20 protein-coding genes are annotated in these 15,229 nt (G+C 53.9%); 3 read left to right on the forward strand and 17 right to left on the reverse strand.

All coding sequences use genetic code 11. From position 1 onward, the window contains the following. Positions 1–65: 65 nt before the first annotated feature. On the reverse strand, positions 66–497 hold the full coding sequence (locus DES54_RS01660) for a DUF2502 domain-containing protein (protein ID WP_113864889.1): 432 nt from the start codon (positions 495–497) through the stop codon (positions 66–68). A gap of 251 nt (positions 498–748) precedes the next feature. Then, positions 749–1,369 carry a BamJ family beta-barrel-assembly machinery protein gene (gene bamJ / locus DES54_RS01665; protein WP_113864890.1) on the reverse strand — a complete coding sequence of 207 codons (621 nt, stop codon included), beginning with the start codon at positions 1,367–1,369 and terminating at the stop codon, positions 749–751. A 257-nt stretch (positions 1,370–1,626) separates the two neighbouring features. Between bamJ and DES54_RS01670 the strand changes: the two genes are divergently transcribed. Further along, positions 1,627–2,340, forward strand: coding sequence for a LysM-like peptidoglycan-binding domain-containing protein (locus DES54_RS01670; protein ID WP_113864891.1), 714 nt, complete (start codon positions 1,627–1,629; stop codon positions 2,338–2,340). Positions 2,341–2,424: 84 nt separating this feature from the next. Here DES54_RS01670 and rplI read toward each other — a convergent pair whose 3' ends face one another. The 4 genes from rplI to rpsF are packed head-to-tail and all read right to left on the reverse strand — an operon-like array spanning position 2,425 to position 3,869. Continuing rightward, entirely contained in the window at positions 2,425–2,877 is a 453-nt protein-coding gene (rplI, locus tag DES54_RS01675; protein WP_113864892.1) for a 50S ribosomal protein L9, read from the reverse strand. A gap of 41 nt (positions 2,878–2,918) precedes the next feature. Further along, complete coding sequence (gene rpsR / locus DES54_RS01680) at positions 2,919–3,146, reverse strand: 30S ribosomal protein S18 (protein ID WP_048637617.1); 228 nt, start codon at positions 3,144–3,146, stop codon at positions 2,919–2,921. Between the two features lie 4 nt (positions 3,147–3,150). Beyond that, positions 3,151–3,468: a primosomal replication protein N gene (gene priB / locus DES54_RS01685; protein WP_113864893.1), complete on the reverse strand. Its 318-nt coding sequence runs from the start codon at positions 3,466–3,468 to the stop codon at positions 3,151–3,153. An 8-nt stretch (positions 3,469–3,476) separates the two neighbouring features. Beyond that, the gene (gene rpsF / locus DES54_RS01690) at positions 3,477–3,869 is read right to left on the reverse strand and encodes a 30S ribosomal protein S6 (protein WP_113864894.1); all 393 of its coding nucleotides are present in this window, start codon (positions 3,867–3,869) and stop codon (positions 3,477–3,479) included. Between the two features lie 230 nt (positions 3,870–4,099). On the opposite strand from rpsF, the gene tssD reads away from it, so the two are divergent. Further along, on the forward strand, positions 4,100–4,381 hold the full coding sequence (gene tssD / locus DES54_RS01700) for a type VI secretion system tube protein TssD (RefSeq protein ID WP_240634908.1): 282 nt from the start codon (positions 4,100–4,102) through the stop codon (positions 4,379–4,381). Here tssD and yjfP read toward each other — a convergent pair. After that, a complete protein-coding gene (gene yjfP, locus DES54_RS01705) occupies positions 4,308–5,081 on the reverse strand; it encodes an esterase (protein ID WP_113864897.1) in 774 nt (257 codons plus the stop codon). The two genes, tssD and yjfP, sit on opposite strands and share 74 nt — an antisense overlap. 85 nt (positions 5,082–5,166) lie before the next feature. Here yjfP and bsmA point away from each other — a divergent pair, with 85 nt between their 5' ends. Beyond that, a complete protein-coding gene (bsmA, locus tag DES54_RS01710; RefSeq protein ID WP_113864898.1) occupies positions 5,167–5,472 on the forward strand; it encodes a biofilm peroxide resistance protein BsmA in 306 nt (101 codons plus the stop codon). Between the two features lie 69 nt (positions 5,473–5,541). On the opposite strand, the gene DES54_RS01715 is transcribed toward bsmA, so the two are convergent. The 10 genes from DES54_RS01715 to anfG form a co-directional block, all read right to left on the reverse strand. Further along, on the reverse strand, positions 5,542–5,940 hold the full coding sequence (locus DES54_RS01715) for a DUF350 domain-containing protein (RefSeq protein WP_113864899.1): 399 nt from the start codon (positions 5,938–5,940) through the stop codon (positions 5,542–5,544). A gap of 39 nt (positions 5,941–5,979) precedes the next feature. After that, positions 5,980–6,711: a 23S rRNA (guanosine(2251)-2'-O)-methyltransferase RlmB gene (rlmB, locus tag DES54_RS01720; RefSeq protein WP_113864900.1), complete on the reverse strand. Its 732-nt coding sequence runs from the start codon at positions 6,709–6,711 to the stop codon at positions 5,980–5,982. 70 nt (positions 6,712–6,781) lie between these two features. Next, positions 6,782–9,220, reverse strand: coding sequence for a ribonuclease R (gene rnr, locus DES54_RS01725; protein ID WP_113864901.1), 2,439 nt, complete (start codon positions 9,218–9,220; stop codon positions 6,782–6,784). A 41-nt stretch (positions 9,221–9,261) separates the two neighbouring features. Beyond that, positions 9,262–9,687: a nitric oxide-sensing transcriptional repressor NsrR gene (gene nsrR, locus DES54_RS01730; RefSeq protein ID WP_113864902.1), complete on the reverse strand. Its 426-nt coding sequence runs from the start codon at positions 9,685–9,687 to the stop codon at positions 9,262–9,264. A 260-nt stretch (positions 9,688–9,947) separates the two neighbouring features. Then, on the reverse strand, positions 9,948–11,558 hold the full coding sequence (locus DES54_RS01735) for a sigma-54 interaction domain-containing protein (RefSeq protein WP_240634906.1): 1,611 nt from the start codon (positions 11,556–11,558) through the stop codon (positions 9,948–9,950). A 280-nt stretch (positions 11,559–11,838) separates the two neighbouring features. Continuing rightward, complete coding sequence (anfO, locus tag DES54_RS01740; protein ID WP_170132581.1) at positions 11,839–12,453, reverse strand: Fe-only nitrogenase accessory protein AnfO; 615 nt, start codon at positions 12,451–12,453, stop codon at positions 11,839–11,841. A 17-nt stretch (positions 12,454–12,470) separates the two neighbouring features. Continuing rightward, entirely contained in the window at positions 12,471–12,980 is a 510-nt protein-coding gene (locus DES54_RS01745) for a pyridoxamine 5'-phosphate oxidase family protein (RefSeq protein WP_240634905.1), read from the reverse strand. A gap of 12 nt (positions 12,981–12,992) precedes the next feature. Continuing rightward, entirely contained in the window at positions 12,993–13,391 is a 399-nt protein-coding gene (locus DES54_RS01750) for a hypothetical protein (RefSeq protein WP_113864904.1), read from the reverse strand. A gap of 81 nt (positions 13,392–13,472) precedes the next feature. Next, positions 13,473–14,861 carry a Fe-only nitrogenase subunit beta gene (gene anfK, locus DES54_RS01755; protein ID WP_113864905.1) on the reverse strand — a complete coding sequence of 463 codons (1,389 nt, stop codon included), beginning with the start codon at positions 14,859–14,861 and terminating at the stop codon, positions 13,473–13,475. A gap of 12 nt (positions 14,862–14,873) precedes the next feature. Continuing rightward, positions 14,874–15,224, reverse strand: coding sequence for a Fe-only nitrogenase subunit delta (gene anfG / locus DES54_RS01760; protein WP_113864906.1), 351 nt, complete (start codon positions 15,222–15,224; stop codon positions 14,874–14,876). Positions 15,225–15,229 lie beyond the last annotated feature (5 nt).

A 15,229-nucleotide genomic window follows, 5' to 3' on the forward strand; every position in this document is an offset into this window, starting at 1 on the left:
ACCGGCTGCGTCACGCTTTCTGAAGGATATTTAAGCCACGGCGCAACGTGGCTTTTTTTCGTCCGTTAACGGCGGAAAGCTTCCCGGTCATCACGATCGTACCGATCATGGCCCCGTGTCTGACGATAGTCCCTTTTATCCCGAAAATCCCGACGCGGGCCGCGATCGTCAATGCGATACGGGCGGTCAGCACGGCGATGATCAAAACCTTTGGGGCCGCGTTGCTGCGCGCGCCACCAACTCGCATCACGCAAGCGCCAACCATCCCAATAGTGTCCATAACGATTACGTTCACCCTGGCGATAACCGCGATACTCACGCCACCACCGTTCGCTGCGCCAGTCATAACCGTCCCAGTAATTACCTCGCCGATCCCGATCACCGATGTTCAGCGTCACACCGGGGAGCAGTTCAATACTGACGCTGTCGGCCTCCGCCATTGGCGTCATGGCAAACATTCCTACTAACAGCGTACTAACGAACAGTGGCTTAAACATAACGTCACTCCATACATGCGCCAATGGCGAATGTGCAAAGATATACGGGGGAACCGTTATGCTCGCCATCAGACGACAGCGCATTTTACTGGTTTTACGTTTCTTAGCGATTTACTGACACGACCTGTTCCAGGCGCGTGAAGGAAAAAACCGGTCTGAGGCGGATTGCCTGCATAAATGGTTGCAAACGTGCAATTCTGGCCACAGAAAGACGCTCGATAAGCGCCTTTCCGCTCTTTACCAGATTGAGATTACAGAATCTCCAACAGTTCAACTTCAAAAATCAGCGCGCTGAATGGTGGAATAGACGCGCCCGCGCCACGTTCGCCATAAGCCAGATGATGAGGGATATACAATTCCCACTTAGAACCAACCGGCATCAGGGTTAACGCTTCAATCCAGCCGGGGATCACGCCATTGACCGAAAACTCCGCTGGCTGACCGCGCTGAACGGAACTGTCAAACACGCTGCCGTCAATCAAACGTCCGGTATAGTGCACACGAACGCGATCCTGACGCGCTGGGATGTCACCTTCACCCTGGGTCAGAACGCGGAATTGCAAACCGGATTCTGTGCTGCTCACGCCCTCTTTGCGGGCACTCTCAGCCAGAAACTGCCGACCTTGCTCCGCCATCGCCTGCTGGCGCTCACGGCTTACCGCGTCAGCACGCTCGTGGACTTCGCGCAAGGCACGATGAACCACATCCACGGGCACCGCTGGCGCATTACCTTCCAGCGCGTCACGCAAACCCGCGAGCAGGGCTTCCGGGATCAAACCTTCAAGACCAGATTCCTGTAATTGTTGACCAACCTGTAAGCCGATGCCGTAACTTGCCTGCGCTTCGACGCTATCAAAAGAAGGGGTTGTCATGGATGTTCCTTTTTATCTGTAAAAAACCGAAAGCGAAGCATAACAGCGCTGGAGATTAGGGTAAAATCCTGTATGCAGATGAACACAGGATCCATCGGCCAAACGCGTAATCCTGGCCTGCTAACCTATACTGGTAAATTGAACACGTTGGCATCATCGTTATCTTAAGCATCAACGCGTTAACTGGTCATCATCAGCGGGTTATCGGTATACTGTGTTGTCTTTCTATTTTTTATACCGTTGCAAGAGAGGTTACCATGGGCAGAATCGCGCCCAGGAAGCGAAAAACAACCTGGGATTATCAAGCGCTATTACGCCTCTGCCAACGTTTTATCCAGCGCGGCCCAGAACGTTCCGGCGGGGATTTGCAGGAAAATCCGGGGTCGTCAGCGCGTTCATCAGGGCAACGGATTACATCATCCCTGAAAAAAATCTGGCATCTGCCCGACGATTATCGTTGGATGGAACCGCTTCCGCTCTTCCATCGCCGTTGGATTTTAATCGCCATCGCTTTGCTGCTGGCGATCCTGCTGTGGCCCTACAGTCCGCCTAAGACACTGTCGCCTCAGCCGATTAACGCCCCGATGGAACAAGCCGACAACAGCGCCTCCATCCAGGCCGAAATTATTGAAAATCGCCCGACGGCAGAGCAGACGCCGGTTCTCCCGCCCGCAGAACCTGTCCAACCGGCGCCGCAGAATACGGAAATCCCCTGGCGCAACTATGAAATTGCTTCAGGTCAGACCCTGGCGCAGTTATTTCGTGACAACAACCTGCCGGTCGGCGACGTTTTCGCTATGGCTCAGGTGGAAGGCGACGACAAGCCGCTCAGCAACCTGCGCGCCGGTCAGAAAGTCAAAGTTCAGTTGAATGCGCAAGGCACAGTAACAGCGCTGGAAATAGAAACTACGGATAACCAACAAGTCCGCTTCACCCGTAACGCCGATGGCGCGTTTAGCCGCACCCGTTGACGGCACGCGCTGCTTTTCTCCCACCCCACAAACGCAAAACGCTGGCACAAGGCCAGCGTTTTACTCGTTAGCAAAAAGCGTTAATTACGCTTCAGCAACGACTACCACATTCAGCGTAGCGAACACATCGCTGTGTACCTGGAAGCTCACTTCGTGCTCGCCCAGAGTACGCAGAACGCCGTTCGGCAGGCGAACTTCGCTCTTCGCGACATCAACACCGGCTGCGGTTACCGCATCAGCGATATCGCGAGTACCGATGGAACCGAACAGTTTACCTTCGTCGCCTGCTTTAGACGCGATAGTCACGTTACCCAGTTCTTTGATCTTGGCGGCGCGAGCTTCGGCAGCAGCCAGAACGTCAGCCAGTTTAGCTTCCAGTTCAGCACGGCGTGCTTCGAAGAACTCAACGTTTTTCTTGGTTGCTGGCACAGCTTTGCCCTGCGGAACCAGGAAGTTACGGGCATAACCCGCTTTAACGTTTACCTGGTCGCCCAGGCTGCCCAGATTTGCTACTTTATCAAGCAGAATAACTTGCATTACCTTATCCTCTCAAAGTCTCGTTAATGGACAGTGGCCGATTACTGATGACGATCAGTGTACGGCAACAAAGACAAGTAACGCGCACGCTTGATAGCGCGAGCCAGCTGACGCTGGTATTTTGCACGAGTACCGGTGATACGGCTCGGAACAATCTTGCCGCTTTCAGTGATATAGTTTTTCAGCGTAGCGATGTCTTTATAGTCGATCTCGATAACGCCTTCCGCGGTGAAACGGCAGAACTTGCGACGACGGAAATAACGTGCCATTAGGCTAGTCTCCAGAATCTATCAATTCAATCTGCTCGGCATGTAACACCAGCTTGCTCAGGCTATTGCGTCCTTGATGGCAGCTAATGAACCCGTGCACGGTGAGTTGCGTGCCGACCGTTATACTGTGGGTAAGTGCTTGTGACGTGGGTCCACTGACAATCACGGGTATACGACACCATGCTTGCCGGTTGAATCCGGCTTCCACCTGCGTTGATCGGTGCTCAAGCACAAACTGGCAATGTGGAATACCCGAAGGACTGACTTTACGCATGGGCGCCTTGCACACGGTGCCGGACAACGCCAGACGATTGGTCGTCACCGCAACAATTACTCTTCAGAATCCCCTGCATCCACATCATCGCCGGCTTCAGCGAAATCTTCACGACGCTCACGGCGTTCGTCTTTCGCTTTAACCATCGGGGATGCTTCGGTTACCGCGTGCTTAACGCGCATAACCATGCTACGGATGACGGCGTCGTTGAAGCGGAAGTTTGTTTCCAACTCATCCATCACTTCCTGCGGCGCTTCGACGTTCATCAGAACGTAGTGCGCTTTGTGCAGTTTGTTGATCGGGTAAGCCAGTTGACGGCGGCCCCAGTCTTCCAGACGGTGGATCGTGCCCTGCGCACCGGTGATAGCACCGGTGTAGCGCTCGATCATGCCTGGAACCTGTTCGCTTTGGTCAGGATGAACCATAAAAACGATTTCGTAATGACGCATCGAATTGCTCCTTACGGATTATTCAGCCTCCTGTCAGGGTCAACCGCGGCCCATGGAAGCAAGGAACGTGTATGTGTGTGCGGCTGAAAAAATGACGCGTAAGTATAGTGCCCTAATGCGGCAATAGCAAGACAGCGTTTAGCCCATCCCTTTACAAACCCTATTGCCCGAATAACATCCTTGAACACCATGACAACGTTGCGCTCCACCCTCTGGAAATAAGAAAACCGATCGATAAATCTTCCCCATTGCTGGCGATGGCGCTGAGTAACCATGAAGTATTGCAATGCGAATTCGCTTTCTATCGAATTTCTGAAACGGGCGGAATGGAGAAGTACTTCGTTATAAAACTCAGGGATGCCCGGATTGTCGAATTAAAGCTGTCAGCCCCGCATTCAATGACGCAAAATGAAATGCCGCCGCAGGAAAGCGTATCCTTTAAATACGCCTGGGCTGTGCTGACAAATGCCGCTGAAAAAAATCCGCCCCGGCCCGCAAAGCAGCGGGGGTAATACGGTGACCGACGCCCGCTTCAGTCAGATAGAGAAGATTTCCATCCTGTCGGCTTTCGTGCAACGCACGATAAAGACGTGCGCTTTCTTGCGCCGGCACCACGTCATCCGCCTCGCCATGCCATACCAGTAAAGGCCGGTCGGACAAGGCTGTCAGTCGGGAGGAAACATCATAGTCGGCAAGCGTGGCCGACAGTTGCCGCAATACCGCCTCGGCCCCCTCTTCACCGGCCTCGACGGGGGGAAACAGAGTACGCGATAGCGTTGGGAAATAACCGGAACCCATAAACGCCGCGACAGCAGAAATCCAGGGATAACGCGCCATGCAACCCAACGCACTCATTGCGCCAAGCGACGCGCCGCAAACGCCGATACGCTGGTCGGCAATCAACCCGCGCTGTTGATACGCCGCAACGTAGTCAGGCAGTTCCTGAATATTTGATTGCAGAATATCCCAAAAGCGACGCAACCGGCGCGGCTCATCGCCGTCATAGCGCGCGCCGTGCATCGGGGCATCCGGCAGAATGACCCGGAATCCCGCGTTCGCCAACGCATAACCGAAATAGGAGTACACCTCTTTTGACGAGGTATAGCCGTGAAAGAAAAAAATCGTCGGTAACGGCGCATCGCGTTTACCCGCCGGAACCGCGTGTATGACTTCAATGTCACGGCAAATCACCTCGACCGATATTTCAACCATCACCTTCCCCTCTTTTTTGCAGAAAATGACATCCGCATGACGATAGCGCTACACTGCTGCTCTGCTTTCGTCTCAGGCTCAGTCGATGAACATTTTACGGATCTTTTTATTACCGCTGGTCATGCTGCTTTCCGCCTGCCAGATATTTCAGGGCAAGCCCGTCTCTGCTCCGCCGCCCGCGGATCACGCCATTGAAATCACCTATGCGCAAGCCACGGCGCTGGAAAAGCTTGGGACAGTTTCGGTGACGGTTCACGGCAGCCCGGATGATGCGGAACGCGCGATTCAACAAAAGGCGGATGCCAGCGGTGCGCGCTACTATGTGATTGTCACGAAAACAGACACGACGCTTCCCGGCAGGTGGCACGCCAGAGCAGTGCTGTATCGTTGACGTGTCCGGCAAAAAACAGGGCAGTGATTGCCCTGCGTTGGTATGCTTCTATGATTGAATACCGATGATTCAATACGACATACAGGCGGCATTCAGAATGCCGCCGCTCAACGATGCTGCGCCGAGAAATATGCCGGACGCCACTTCATTATCGCGGATATGCTGGCTAAGCCCCAGCATATAAAGCCGCACCGCACCGTAAATCAGCAGTTGAACCACCAGCGCCACGATGCCCCAGGTAATGTAATCGATCAGACTCACCGAATTAATCGCCGCGCTGGATAGCGGGATCACATAGCCGATAAATGCCCCCGCGAACCCCACCGCCGCCGCGCGATTATTTTCTTTAATCAGCGCCCATTCATCATGCGGCGTGACGCGGGTATAGATAAACAGGAATGCCAGCACCATGACAAAACCAATGAAAAAGTAAGAAGCAAACGCCAATAACGCGGTAACAATAGTCATACCGTAAATGTCCTTTGGGTTGTTGTTGACAAACGCGCGTCAGCCGCGCTGACGAACCGCTTCAAACAGGCACACGCCCGTCGCCACCGATACGTTTAATGACGATACGCTGCCCGCCATCGGAATACTGATCAATTCATCGCAGTGCTCACGCGTCAGCCGACGCATACCTTCCCCTTCCGCGCCCATCACCAGCGCCATCGGCCCGGTCAGTTTGCTCTGATACAGCGTGTGATCGGCCTCGCCCGCGGTTCCGACGATCCAGACATGGTGCTCCTGCAACAATCGCAGCGTGCGCGCCAGGTTGGTCACGCTGATCAGCGGAACGCTTTCCGCCGCGCCGCTGGCAACTTTCTTCACCGTGGCGTTCATTTGCGCCGAACGGTCGCGCGGCACGATCACCGCATGCACCCCCGCCGCATCAGCATTGCGCAAACAGGCGCCGAGATTATGCGGATCGGTAACGCCGTCCAGCACCAGTAAAAAAGGGGTATCCAGGCTTGCCAGTAGTGTCGGCAGATCGTTCTCCTGAAACTTTTTCCCTTCTTTGACTTTGGCGACAATCCCCTGATGCACCGCCCCCTCAGCCTGACTATCCAGCCACTGACGTTTCGCCACCTGTATCACGATGCCCTGCGCTTCCAGTTCGGCAATCACCGGCTGTAGACGGCGGTCATCGCGTCCTTTAAGAATAAAGACTTCCTGAAAGCGCTGGGGATCTCGCGCGAGTAATGCCTTAACCGCATGAATACCGTAAATAATTTCGCTCATTGCCACTCTTCAAATTAATCGTAAACAGACAGTATCCGCCTGTTGGTTGTTAACGCCCGCACAGTGAATATCACTCAGCAGGCTTCTTTCTGGCGCGCTTGGCTTTGGTTGCCGCCGCAATCTTACGTGTTTTTTCAGCGCTCTTTTTCGCTTTATCCGCGTTCTTTTTCAGCTTCGCTTTCGCTGATTTGGCATCCTGACGGAAAGCGGGATCAGGCTCGAAATTAGCCGCAGATTTGGCCGTATTGCGATGACGGCGAGTCGGCTTCGCTTCACGGCTATCCGGCTTTTTAGCCCGATCGCGGGCCGTTTTACCCTCGACCCGCGGTTTGCGCGTGCTGGATACCAGCGCAAAATCAATGTTGCGCTCATCCATATGGACCGCCTCAACGCGAATTTCCACTTCATCGCCCAAACGGTAGACCTGACCGCGAGACTCGCCGATCAAACGCTGACCGACATTATCGTAGCGATAATAGTCATTATCCAATGTGGATACATGCACCAACCCATCGATAAACAAATCGTTCAGACGCACGAAGAAACCAAAGCCGGTGACGCTGGCGATAATCCCCGTAAACACCTCGCCCACATGATCCTGCATGAAATCGCACTTCAGCCAGTCCGCCACATCCCGCGTCGCTTCATCCGCGCGGCGTTCGGTCATCGAACAGTGCATACCCAGTTGCAGCATTTCATTCATATCGCTGTGCCAACCGCCGGTCGGCGTCCAGCGCGCTTTACGATCGCTAAGCAGATATTTGATCGCACGGTGCAACGACAAATCGGGATAACGACGGATAGGCGAAGTGAAATGCGCATAAGAGGTTAACGCCAGACCAAAATGTCCCCGGTTTTCAGGATCGTAGACCGCCTGCTTCATGGAGCGCAGCAACATGGTTTGCAACATTTCATGGTCGGGACGATTGGCCACTTCCACCATCAGTTCGGCATAATCTTTGGGTTGGGGCTTCATTCCGCCTTTCAGCGTCAGTCCCAGTTCCCCCAGCACGCTGCGCAACGCAAGTACATGGTCTTCGCTCGGCTGATCGTGAACGCGGAACAGTGCCGGCTCTTCATTTTTCTCCATAAATTTGGCTGCGGAAATATTCGCCAGGATCATGCACTCTTCAATCAGTTTGTGCGCATCGTTGCGCACCACCGATTCAACCCGTTCAATACGACGCTCAGCGTTGAAAATAAACTTCGCTTCTTCCGTTTCAAACGCGATGCCGCCCCGCACTTCACGGGCATGCTCCAGCATCCTGTACAACTTGTGCAATTCTTCCAGCCCGCCCACCAGCGGTTTATACTGCTCGCGCAGTTCAGCGTCGCCCCGCAGGATATTCCACACTTTAGTGTAGGTCAGACGGGCATGCGAGCTCATCACCGCTTCATAAAACTTGTACGAGGTCAGTTTGCCCAGCGCCGATATGGTCATCTCGCACACCATACACAGACGATCCACCTGCGGGTTGAGCGAACACAAGCCGTTGGACAGCACTTCCGGTAGCATCGGCACCACTTGCGACGGGAAATAGACCGATGTTCCGCGCGCGCGCGCTTCGTGATCCAGCGACGTATTCGGACGCACATAATAGCTGACATCGGCAATCGCCACCCACAGACGCCAGCCGCCGCCGCGTTTCTTCTCGCAATAAACCGCATCGTCAAAATCTCGGGCGTCTTCTCCGTCGATGGTCACCAGCGGCAGTTTGCGTAAATCCACCCGGCCTTTTTTCGCTTCCTCCGGCACCAACTCGGACAGATCTTTAACCTGCTCCTCCACCTGCGGCGGCCAGCTATGCGGAATATCGTGCGTGCGCAGCGCGATTTCGACAGCCAGGCCGGTACCCATGTTATCGCCGAGGATCTCGACAATTTTTCCGACCGCCTTGGTGCGGCGGGTGGCGCGTTGGGTAAGCTCCACCACGACCACAAATCCCATACGGGCGCCGTTGATCTCTTCTTTCGGGATCAGAATATCGAAACTCAGACGACTGTCGTCTGGGACGACAAAGCCAACGCCGGCATCGACAAAATACCGCCCGACGATCTGGCCGGTGCGCGGTTCGAGCACGCGCACAATGCGGCCTTCACGACGGCCTTTACGATCGGCGGCCAACGGCTGCGCCAGCACCACGTCGCCGTGAATAGCGCGCTTCATTTCGTCCGTGGAGAGATAAAGGTCATCTTTGCGTCCTTCGACGCGCAGAAAGCCGAAACCGTCGCGATGACCGATTACCGTACCGCGCAGCAGGTCCAGCTTTTCCGGCAGCGCATAGCATTGGCGGCGGGTAAACACCAGTTGCCCGTCGCGCTCCATCGCCCGCAAACGACGGCGCAACGCTTCAAGCTGCTCCTCGCCGGTTAATTGTAAATCAGCAGCCAGTTCTTCACGGCTAATCGGCGTATCCCGTTTGGCGATATGCGCCAGAATGAATTCACGACTTGGAATTGGGGATTCGTATTTTTCTGCTTCGCGTTCCAGAAAAGGATCTTGTGACATTGCGGTTCCTCCGTTGTCATCAGCAGGAGGCTGAACAAAACTCATTCAACCAACAATAATTTGTAAAGCGGTGGGTTTTCTTTGACCAAATCAGCCAACGTGTAATGATCGAGTTCCTGCAAGAAATGTTGTACTGCCTGTTGGAGTACCTGTTTGAGTCGGCAGGCCGACGTGATGTGACAGAAATCGCTACCGCAGTTAACCAAGGAAAGCGGCTCCAGTTCACGCACCACATCACCAATACGAATTGAATCAGCCGGTTTCCCCAGCCTGATGCCGCCATTTTTGCCCCGCATGGCCATAACAAATCCGGCGCGGCTAAGTTGATTGATAATTTTGACCATATGATTACGCGATACACCATACACTTCCGTCACTTCCGAAATGCTGGTCATTTTCCCGCCGGGTAACGACGCCATATAGATAAGCGCCCGCAAGCCATAATCCGTGAAACTTGTTAACTGCACATAAACCTCGGATACCTCTGGGTATCATTGCCTGGCGACCTGAAGCCGCCCCAAACAGTAGCGACTGTAACGTTAAAATCAGGTGGACATGAAAAATAATGTGTATATAAGCAGATAATAAACCAGGCGCAAACACTACGGCTAATTATTTAGCCGCAATGCGCGGGATATCTTCACGGACAGGAGGCGAAGGACGAGCGGAATAGCATGAACCGGCTCGTTTTGACGGTTGGCGGGAATCGCAGCCTGTTGCCGGCGCGCTAATGCCGGCATCGATAGGTTTTGTAATCCAACTGGTATTTTTCCATCCTCAAACTCAGTGTGCGGCGGGTCATGCTTAGTTGCGCCGCCGCCTGGGAAATATTCCCCTGATGGCGCGAGAGCGCTTCGACAATCATGTCATATTCGACTTTGGTCAATTGCGCTTCCAGTCCGGTCACGGCCTCGCCCAGCACGACGGGCTGAAGATTGATCGGTAAATGGTAGCTGTGGATCACCCCTTCATCCGCCAGCAAGACGGCCCGCTCCATGGTGTTTTCCAGTTCGCGCACATTGCCCGGCCAGCCATAATTCAGCAGCAGATTCAGCGCAGGAGTAGCGATCGAGGGAACATCCACCCCTTGTTCCTTGGCAAAATGGGCATTGAAGTGATCGGCCAGGATCAGAATATCATTTCCGCGCTCGCGCAGGGGGGGAATGGTGATGGGAAAAACATTCAGCCGATAGAACAGATCTTCGCGGAATGTCCCGCTGGCGACCATGTCCTGCAAATTGCGATGCGTTGCCGCCAGAATACGTACATTCACTTTAATGGTTTCGTTGCTTCCCACCCGTTCAAAACAGCGCTCCTGTAATACCCGCAATAATTTGGCTTGCGCCGAGGGGGTCAGTTCACCGATCTCGTCAAGAAAAATGGTTCCCCCGTCCGCTTCTTCGAAACGTCCCGCGCGCCGTGATAATGCGCCGGTAAACGCCCCCTTCTCATGACCGAACAGTTCACTTTCAATGACGCCTTCAGGCAGCGACGAGCAGTTGAATTTCACGAACGGCCCATTGGCGCAATGACTGTTATAGTGGATCGCACTCGCCACACGCTCTTTGCCGACTCCGCTTTCACCCAGAATCAATACGGTGGTGCGGGCATGGCTGACTTTTTCGATCATCTGATATACGGACTGCATCACCCGCGAATTACCGATAATGTTCGCTGGCTTGAACTTTTCCTGTAACGCCTGCTTCAGTAGGGAATTTTGCTCCCTGAGCACTTTCTGGTGCGCCCGCTCCAGCAGATGTAACTCCACCGCCTGGGCGATGGTGGTGGCGATAATCCGTAAAACCTCCAAATCCAGATACAGCAGTTGTTCGTTGTTGTACAACCGCTCAATACCGATCGTCCCCATCACTTTCATGCCGCGTATGATCGGCACGCAGATAAAGGAAAGCTGGCGATCTTCATGTCGATCCCAGCTACCGGTGCGGTTCAAAAAACGCGGATCGTCGGCGATATGCGGCACGATAATCGGTTGCTTGGTTTCCACTACTTTGCCGGTAATCCCTTCACCGGGATAATAGACGCCCCGTTCGGCCTCTTCCCGCGATAGCCCGAAACTTTCATGAATAAAAATCTGATCGCAACTCGCATCATAGAGCGTAATCATCGCGCGGGTGGCCTGAAGATGCTGCTTCATCAGTTCTAAAACTAGTTTCAACGTTTTGGACAGCGAGCCTTCGGCGCTGACGACCTTGCTGACTTGCGACAACAGCGGTAATAACTCTGAACGGCATTCGCCTAACAGACAGGTAAACGCCAGCGGTTTTAAAATATGCCGCCCTGAATCCGCCGCTGTCATACTGTCTTTTCTGCGACTCATGCTTTTTTCTCCAGAAGACATACCGGTTAACGCGAACAATTGAAACGTGCAAACAGAGTCATTGCAAAATAGAAGCCAGCTTCAGCACAGTGTGCCGCTTTTTATTACCTTGATTTCACAATCAATTAAATTACCTCCACCGGGGAGATGGCGTAAAAATGTTCTCAAGCGAACGCTTACGCTGGAAAATGTACGTTTTGGTACATTTTCCAGCGCGGCGGACGGGTCAAGTCAAGGACGCTTTCCGCAAATCGAGTCGGCCCCGGCACCGGCAGAGCGTTCATTCCGGTGAAGCCGGGTGGATGGTGGCAAGCAGAAAGCCTTGAGGTTGAGGGTTAACGACAAGCGCCAGATTTAACGCCGGAAGTTGCTGCGCAAACCATTTTGGCAAATGGTCGCAGATGACGTTGAGCCGGGTGAATGCCCGCGCCTGCAAAAAAGGCAATAATAGTTGTTTTGACGTCAATCCGGCATCGCTTGCCAGCGCCGTCATCAGATTGATGTGATACTCGCCGTCATCCGTACCCGCCTGAATATAGGTCTGTTGCGCGGCGACCTGCGGCAAGGCGCGTCGCCTGACCGAATGGTAAACGGCGCTCAGACACGCCTCCGACGCGCCACGACATTGCCACATGGTGATCCCCATGCCATCAAACCAGGCACGCAGCGCGCCATGAATATCCAGCGCGACAAAATGCCGGCACGCCGTAAGCTCAGTCAGCATCGCCAGCGTCCGGGTACGGATTTCCGTCAAGTCCATCTCCTGACCAAGCGCATAAGGAATGTCTTTGACCGGACGCCAATGATCGCCGTAACAGGTAAATACCCGCACGATGCCGGGCGTAAACACCGAGGCGATCTCGCCTTGCGAATCTATAAAAACCGCAATTTTCATCATTAGCCCCTGTGTGCTCAGAATCCGTGCTTTTTCCCTGTCAGGGAAAGGACATTGATGCGTATGACCTGAGTGGCTTTGAGGTTGGCCGCCGGGAAAGCGGATGGCCGCGCCGTAAACCGCTCAACTATGCGCTGCAACGCCGCTATTTTTTCCTGCTCGTCTTCCACAAACATCGCCTCGCCAAAGCCGATTACCGTGCGGTGCCGGGCCTCGAAATTACAGACCATCGCCTCTTCAATCACGCCCTGATCGACCGATATCACAAAACACACCTTGTTATTGCGTTTCATGATATCGATTTTGGCGCCGCTTCGGGCCGAATGAAAATAGAGCGCCTGTCCGTCCCAGGCATAAAATACCGGCACGGCAAAAGGAACATCGTCGCGGCACAACGCCAGATACATTATTCTGGCGCCCTGAATAATCTGTTCGATTTCCAGCCGGTCGGTAATTTCCCGATCGTCCCGACGCATCGCGCCGTGAGGCCCCTGTGCGCCGGGCATTATCTCGTCTGTCGCTATCATGATGACTCTCGCTTATTCTTCGGTCGCCAGCAGCGCTGAAAGCGCATTGCAGATGGTCAAAATCGCCTCTTTGTCGGCGATGCCGGGCGTGCCGTGGTGGTAATTGTCCACCGAACAAATGCCAAAGATGCCGTCCAAATGACGAATGCCGTCGCATAGCGCCGCAGGCAGCGGCATCTGCTCCGTCACGGCGGCCAGCAGACCAGCGTAATTATGGTTGAACGGCATGTTTCCCTGCCGTGCGCAAAGCGCGATCAAATAGTTTTCAACGGCGATCGCCGCCACGTTGAACACCAGACTGGGCGACTGCTGCTGTTCGGCAAACAACACCGCCCGCCGGTGATAGCCCCGCGCATCCTGGTGACAACGCGCAAACCGTTCTTCATCGGTTTCAAAAATGTAGGTCGACATAGCACTCTCCCGTTCAGGCCCATGCGCCGCCTTGCCTGGCTACAAACGCACGGGCAAGATCGCTGTTTACTGCAAACGCCGTTACCACACATTCAAGATCCACTCTTTGTTTTTCTTGTATTCCATATCGGTAAACAACGCATTCGCCATTTGCTCCGCCAGCCAGATGGCCCCGGCGTAACCGACCACAGGGTGACGATACAACCCGGCGCGGTCATAGGTTGGAAAACCGACCCGTACCATCGGGATCTGGTTATCAATCGCCGTAAAGCGCCCCTTGGAATGACCCAGAATCAGATCCAGTTCCAGCGACTGTTGGGTTATACGATTTTCGAGTTCCCACAGGTCGGCATTGGTGACGATTTCCATACCGAAACTCACATTTTCTTGCAAAGCCGTCACTCTGGGATCGCCGCCGTAACTGGCGTTATCATCGCCGAGCAGCAGCAGGACAGGTTTCATTTCCAAATCCAGACAAAATTCCGCCAGCCCAATCACCAAATCGGGATTGCCGTAAATAGCGACTTTTTTATCCGCGAGGAACATATGAACCAGATCGGTGAGCGCATCAATAGCTATCCCGCGCTCTCGCACCAGTGAAGGCGGGATGGGGTTACCCGTCATTTTTTTCAGGTTGTGCAGAAAAGTATCCGTATTGCGAATGCCAATCGGCGAAGGCCCGATGATGGCCGGCACATTGAATGTCTCTTCCAGGTAGTTCGCCGCTTTAGCGCCTTCATAGCGATTGAGCGCGATAGTGCCCAGCGCATTGGCCGTATCAGTCAGATCCGCAATCGTGGTATTGCCGTGCGAAACCGTATTACCGGAAGGCATCAACGGTGAATCGAACGCTTCGATTTCAAACAGCACCGTCGCCTCGATCGCCATTTCCGCCAGCAGATGCTTAATGGCCGTGACATCGCCAGGATTGGCCCAACCGGTGATCACATTCAGTTTGCCGTTCGGCGCGCCTTTTTTGGCAAAGTATTTGACGAAATCCCTAACCGCCACGTCATAACCGCTGACCATACTGCCCACAAAACTGGGAGAATGGATGGGAATGAGATGGATCTCGCGATCGGCAAACTTTTCCTGCAACAGCCCTTCGTTCAGTTTGATCACCACGCCGTCCACATCATCGCCGATCACTTCGGTCGAACAGGTGGTGATAATGGGGATCACCTTCACATGGGGATAGCGCATCAGCAACACCTCCACCGCCTGTTCCACGCGATCCAGCGCGCCGAAAACCGCTCCGTCCTCATGCACGGAAGAAGACGCGATTTCAAAGCTTTCCTTCAGATGCTGAGAGATCAGCAACCGGACAAACATAACGCATCCTTGCCCACCATGTACGATCCCGATACAGTCTTTAATGCCGATACTGGCGTACTGCACCCCGGCTGGCTGGCAGGTGAAGATCGGATTGATCACGCCGACGCGATCTTTGGCTTTCAATTCACAAGACATTTCAGGCACCTCTTAATAACGTTGGTCAGTGAGCTCGGCGTTCAGCGACCCGGTAATCGTCAAATAGTCCATCCGCTCATGCAGTGTCTTCATCAGCCCCCGAATCGCATCGTGATCCATCTCGTTAAGCCAGGGAAAACGCGATCGGTACGCGTCAGCCAGCACCACCGCATCCACCCAATAACAACGATCGGCGGGCGTACTCAGATCCACCGGTTCATCGCACAACAACTGCTGGGTTTTCAATAAAATACCGGCATTTTGCTTTTCGCGGTCCCACGCTCTGGAGTGAAATTGCCAGAGGCAATGCTTCATGATGTAGTCCACCAGCGCGTCAATCTTCGTCTCATCTGGATTGCTCATAACGC

This window comes from Brenneria salicis ATCC 15712 = DSM 30166 (assembly GCF_003315515.1).
GTDB lineage: Bacteria > Pseudomonadota > Gammaproteobacteria > Enterobacterales > Enterobacteriaceae > Brenneria > Brenneria salicis.

Excerpts from the sequence above, each read along its gene's own strand:
- DES54_RS01660 (WP_113864889.1), bottom strand. The coding sequence starts at position 497 with ATGTTTAAGCCACTGTTCGTTAGTACGCTGTTAGTAGGAATGTTTGCC.
- anfO (WP_170132581.1), bottom strand. The coding sequence starts at position 12,453 with ATGAAAATTGCGGTTTTTATAGATTCGCAAGGCGAGATCGCCTCGGTG.
- rnr (WP_113864901.1), bottom strand. The coding sequence starts at position 9,220 with ATGTCACAAGATCCTTTTCTGGAACGCGAAGCAGAAAAATACGAATCC.
- rpsR (WP_048637617.1), bottom strand. The coding sequence starts at position 3,146 with ATGGCACGTTATTTCCGTCGTCGCAAGTTCTGCCGTTTCACCGCGGAA.
- bsmA (WP_113864898.1), top strand. The coding sequence starts at position 5,167 with ATGAACATTTTACGGATCTTTTTATTACCGCTGGTCATGCTGCTTTCC.
- DES54_RS01735 (WP_240634906.1), bottom strand. The coding sequence starts at position 11,558 with ATGAGTCGCAGAAAAGACAGTATGACAGCGGCGGATTCAGGGCGGCAT.
- bamJ (WP_113864890.1), bottom strand. The coding sequence starts at position 1,369 with ATGACAACCCCTTCTTTTGATAGCGTCGAAGCGCAGGCAAGTTACGGC.
- DES54_RS01745 (WP_240634905.1), bottom strand. The coding sequence starts at position 12,980 with ATGATAGCGACAGACGAGATAATGCCCGGCGCACAGGGGCCTCACGGC.
- rlmB (WP_113864900.1), bottom strand. The coding sequence starts at position 6,711 with ATGAGCGAAATTATTTACGGTATTCATGCGGTTAAGGCATTACTCGCG.
- yjfP (WP_113864897.1), bottom strand. The coding sequence starts at position 5,081 with ATGGTTGAAATATCGGTCGAGGTGATTTGCCGTGACATTGAAGTCATA.
- DES54_RS01715 (WP_113864899.1), bottom strand. The coding sequence starts at position 5,940 with ATGACTATTGTTACCGCGTTATTGGCGTTTGCTTCTTACTTTTTCATT.
- rpsF (WP_113864894.1), bottom strand. The coding sequence starts at position 3,869 with ATGCGTCATTACGAAATCGTTTTTATGGTTCATCCTGACCAAAGCGAA.
- anfK (WP_113864905.1), bottom strand. The coding sequence starts at position 14,861 with ATGTCTTGTGAATTGAAAGCCAAAGATCGCGTCGGCGTGATCAATCCG.
- rplI (WP_113864892.1), bottom strand. The coding sequence starts at position 2,877 with ATGCAAGTTATTCTGCTTGATAAAGTAGCAAATCTGGGCAGCCTGGGC.
- DES54_RS01670 (WP_113864891.1), top strand. The coding sequence starts at position 1,627 with ATGGGCAGAATCGCGCCCAGGAAGCGAAAAACAACCTGGGATTATCAA.
- DES54_RS01750 (WP_113864904.1), bottom strand. The coding sequence starts at position 13,391 with ATGTCGACCTACATTTTTGAAACCGATGAAGAACGGTTTGCGCGTTGT.
- anfG (WP_113864906.1), bottom strand. The coding sequence starts at position 15,224 with ATGAGCAATCCAGATGAGACGAAGATTGACGCGCTGGTGGACTACATC.